Genomic DNA, 3,988 nt, shown 5'->3' with positions numbered 1-3,988 from the left:
TACAGCGATAAAAACTCTGGTGCCGGTCAGTATGAGCGTTATATGCAGGGTATGTTTTATATTAATAAGGCAGAGGCAGAAAAGATTGATGCAGCTTTAAAGATTGATAAAAAGACCCGCGATTATACTTCTATTGATAATAATAGCAAGGAATCTCCAATTGCTTTGTTACATAATCCGGACAGAAAGATGACTACTTATGAGGTTCTTCGCCTGTTAGCTACCCGTGGAGAAAACACTCCTTATACACAGGAGGAGGGCGAGACAGGATACTCTATTGGAAATCCTAGACAGTCAGAGTGCCATATTTTTGAAATTAGAGAAAATATGCCGGATACTTTGGCTACCATTCAGTGGCAGACCAATTCTCCAAGTGAGTTTGCGATTTATGTTCCTTATTATTCAGCATTAGTTACAAGTGTAAATGATGAATATAATGTAGAGAGCTTACAGTATGTAGATAATTCTTATTTCTGGATATTCAGTAAGCTGAATATCTTATGTTCAGAGGATCGTGCAAATAGAGCAGATGCTGTAAAAGCATATTTTGCAGAATATCAGAAGAGCTTAATTGAGCAGCAGAAGACTGTAGATACAAAGATGAAGGCTATCTATAATGAAAGTCCGGCAAAGGCATCTGTTGTAGCTACTGTTCTTGGAAAGAATATTGCAAAGCAGACCTATGCAGCAGCAGAGCAGGTTAAGAAGGAATTAGAGGCTTATATTAAGGCTGGAAACACCGGCAAGCCATTTGCCCTCAGTGAGACTGCTAAAAAGACTATGCCAAAGTATGCAGGTCTGATGGATACCTATGCAAATGATGCAGAGCTGTTAAAGGCAGTAAATGCAGAGGCAGAAGCAGAGCAGGATAAGCTGGTAAAAGCAAATGAAAAAATTGCAGAGCTTGAAGCTACTCTTGAAAATGCTAAAATTACAGCTGGTGTTAAGGCTACAAAGGTAACCACAACAACAAAGGCTGCCAAGGGTTCCGTTAAGGTTAGCTGGAAGAAGTCTGGTTCTTATGATGTGGATTCCTATCGTATTTACAGAGCTTCTTCAAAGGATGGTACCTATAAGCTGGTAAAAGAGGTTAAGGGAACAGAAACCTCAGTTAAGCTTTCTACTAAGAGCTTAAAGACTGGAAAGACTTATTACTACAAGGTAAGAGGTGTAAAGACTATTGATGGAAAGAAGGTTTATACAAGCTATTCTTCCCAGGTAAAGGCAGTAGTTAAGTAATAAAATAATTAAGTGGATTAACAGGGCTATTCGTTTTTAGATAGCCCTGTTATATTATACAAACAAATGTGAAAATTTTATCAAAAAGTATTTGACTTAGTCAAATAAAGTGCTATAATAGGGGTAAGAGAATTTGCAGGAAGGGGAGAAGTAATTTGGAAGGTTCATTAGCCATTTATATTACAGGGCTTCGGAAGCAGTTCATCAAATACGGAGCTGCACTTTTGGACCAGTATGGACTTACAGATGGTACATACCAGTATCTTATTTATATTTGTAAGAAGCCGGGGGCAACGCCGGGTGAGATGTCAGAGTGGTTCCACATGGATCATGGACATATAACCAGATGCATTTTAAAGCTGGAAAAGCTGGGATATGTAGAACGGAAGAAGAGTGAAACAGACCGGCGTCAGGTACTTTTGTATCCAACCAAAAAGGGTCTGGAGATTTTTAATGAAATTCATACGCTGGTAGAAGACTGGGATAAGCTGGCTATGAAGAGTCTCACAAAGGAGGAAGCAAAGCTTCTTTTAGAACTGCTGGGTAAGGTGGATAAAGCCTTGCAGGAGGAAGCTTTTTAATAAAAAACTATATTTTATAAGAAAGAGGGATTGCTATGAAGATTTTAGAGCCAATCAAAGTAGGAAAAACAACCTTTAAGAATCGTATTATGTTTCCTCCACTGACTACAGGCTATGAGGAGAGAGATGGTTCTATCGGTGAGCAGAGCCTGAATTTCTACAGTCGTCTGGCTGAGGGTGGTGTAGGCTATATCGTAATCGGGGATGTAGCACCATTGAATACGGTAAGTCCAACACCGAAGCTCTTTAAGGAGGAGCAGGTAGAGTCCTTTAAGAAGCTTTCGGATGCCTGTCATAAGTATGATTGTAAGCTGGGATTACAGCTGTTTCATCCTGAATATGATGTAGCGGCACTGGCTGCTTTATTTGCCAAGGGAGCGATGCAGGAGGCCAGAGTAAAGCTTCATCATGATATGCAGCATTTTGTAAATGAGGTAACAGAGGAGCAGCTGGATGTTATTCTTGAAAAAATGAAGGCTTGTGCTGCTCTGGCAGTAAAGGCAGGTGTGGATGCGATTGAGGTTCATGGCGATCGTCTGGTGGGCTCTCTTTGCTCCAGTATATTAAATAAAAGAACGGACAGCTACGGTGGAAGCTTTGAAAACCGTACGAAATTTGCCTTAAAGCTGGTAAGGGCTTTAAGAGAAGCGGCTCCCGATATTGTAATTGACTATAAGCTTCCAGTGATTACACCGATGAAGGAGGGCGGCCTTCGTGGAAAAGGTGGCCTGATACCGGAGGAGGCATTGAAGCTCGCACAGCTTTTAGAGGAGGCTGGCGTAGATACCCTTCATGTTGCTCAGGCAAATCATACTGGTAATATGGCAGACACTATTCCTCCGATGGGTGTTCAGGATTATGGCTTTACGGTAGAGTATGCTAAGATGGTTAAGGATAAGGTTTCCATACCGGTATCCTGTGTCGGAAGAATTGTAACTCCGCAGGCAGCAGAAGCAGTAGTGGCTGGTGGCCTGGCAGATATGGTTGGTTTGGGACGTTCCCTTTTAGCAGACCCTGATTTTGTAAAGAAATGTGAAGAAAATAAGCCTCAGTGTGTAAGAACCTGTATCATGTGCAATAAGGGTTGTACCGACAGCATTCAGAACCGTACATTTTTAAGCTGTGTGCTAAATGCAGAAAATGGCTACGAGTATAAGAGAATGATTAAAAAAGCAGAGCAGGTAAAGAAGATAGCTGTTATTGGTGCCGGTCCTGCCGGTCTGGAGGCTGCAAGGGTAGCGGCAGAAAGAGGTCATAAGGTAACGGTATATGATAAGGCATACCATATTGGCGGTCAGCTTAGGATTGCCAGCGTACCACCGAGAAAGGAAGAGATGCTTCGCTTTGTACGATACTATGAAGCTGTTTTTGCAGAGCTTACGGTAGACTTTAAGCTGGGCGGTACTCCTTCGATAGAGGAGCTAAACGCTTATGACGAGGTTATTGTAGCAACCGGTGCCCAAAATGCGATGCCTCCAATCCCGGGTGCAGATGGGGCTCAGGTAGTAAGTGCATGGGATGTCCTGGATAGAAAGGAAATCGTATTTGGTAAGGTGGCTGTTATTGGTGGCGGCCTGGTAGGTGCAGAGACTGCCGAATATCTGGCACATCAGGGAGCTGAAGTAACGGTTATTGAAATGCTAGATGCTATTGCAAAAGAAGAAAGTAATACGATTCTCCCTACTATGCTTGAGGATTTTAAAGAGTATGGCGTAGTTCTTTCTCCAAATACAAAGGTAGATTCTATAGAAGCTGGCATTGTAAATTGTACACGGACAGCAAAGGATGGAGAAAATGAGATAACAGAGGCGGTTCAGATTCCGGCAGATTTTGTTGTTATGGCTGTTGGAGCGAAAAAGGTACGTCCTGAGCTTTCTGGCATCACAGTACCAGTTCACTATATCGGTGACTGTGCAGAGGATGCAAAGGGAACGATTGAGTATGCGGTTAAGAGCGGTTATGATGTAGCTTGTGAACTGTAAATAATAGAGAGTAGATAGGCTGTTGCTTTAGCGGTTGCAAAATCGCAGGGTGACAGCCTTTACTTATAAGTTAAGTTAAGAAGTTGAAAAATAGGAGTGAACGGTGTATACTAAGGGCATTAGTCGTAATAGCATTCTGGTGATATGTCAAGAACTTTTTGAAAAAGATTTTGATATGTTTTTCAG

General features: G+C 42.0%; 3 protein-coding genes. All 3 read left to right on the top strand.

Annotated features, from left to right (window positions below; translation table 11 throughout):
- On the top strand, positions 1-1,239 hold a 1,239-nt coding region (locus tag ASU35_RS02750), incomplete at its 5' end, for a C69 family dipeptidase (protein ID WP_147525345.1).
- Positions 1,240-1,394: 155 nt separating this feature from the next.
- The gene (bilQ, locus tag ASU35_RS02745; protein WP_058351569.1) at positions 1,395-1,820 is read left to right on the top strand and encodes a bilirubin utilization transcriptional regulator BilQ; all 426 of its coding nucleotides are present in this window, start codon (positions 1,395-1,397) and stop codon (positions 1,818-1,820) included.
- A gap of 35 nt (positions 1,821-1,855) precedes the next feature.
- Positions 1,856-3,802 carry a bilirubin reductase, long form gene (gene bilR / locus ASU35_RS02740; RefSeq protein WP_058351568.1) on the top strand — a complete coding sequence of 649 codons (1,947 nt, stop codon included), beginning with the start codon at positions 1,856-1,858 and terminating at the stop codon, positions 3,800-3,802.
- Positions 3,803-3,988 lie beyond the last annotated feature (186 nt).

It is taken from the genome of Acetivibrio ethanolgignens, from assembly GCF_001461035.1.
Classification (GTDB): Bacteria; Bacillota; Clostridia; order Lachnospirales; family Lachnospiraceae; genus Velocimicrobium; species Velocimicrobium ethanolgignens.
This window is presented reverse-complemented; position numbering and strand designations above follow the sequence as displayed.

Bases quoted from the DNA above. Each gene is read 5' to 3' on its own strand.
- bilR (WP_058351568.1), top strand. From the start codon at position 1,856: ATGAAGATTTTAGAGCCAATCAAAGTAGGAAAAACAACCTTTAAGAAT.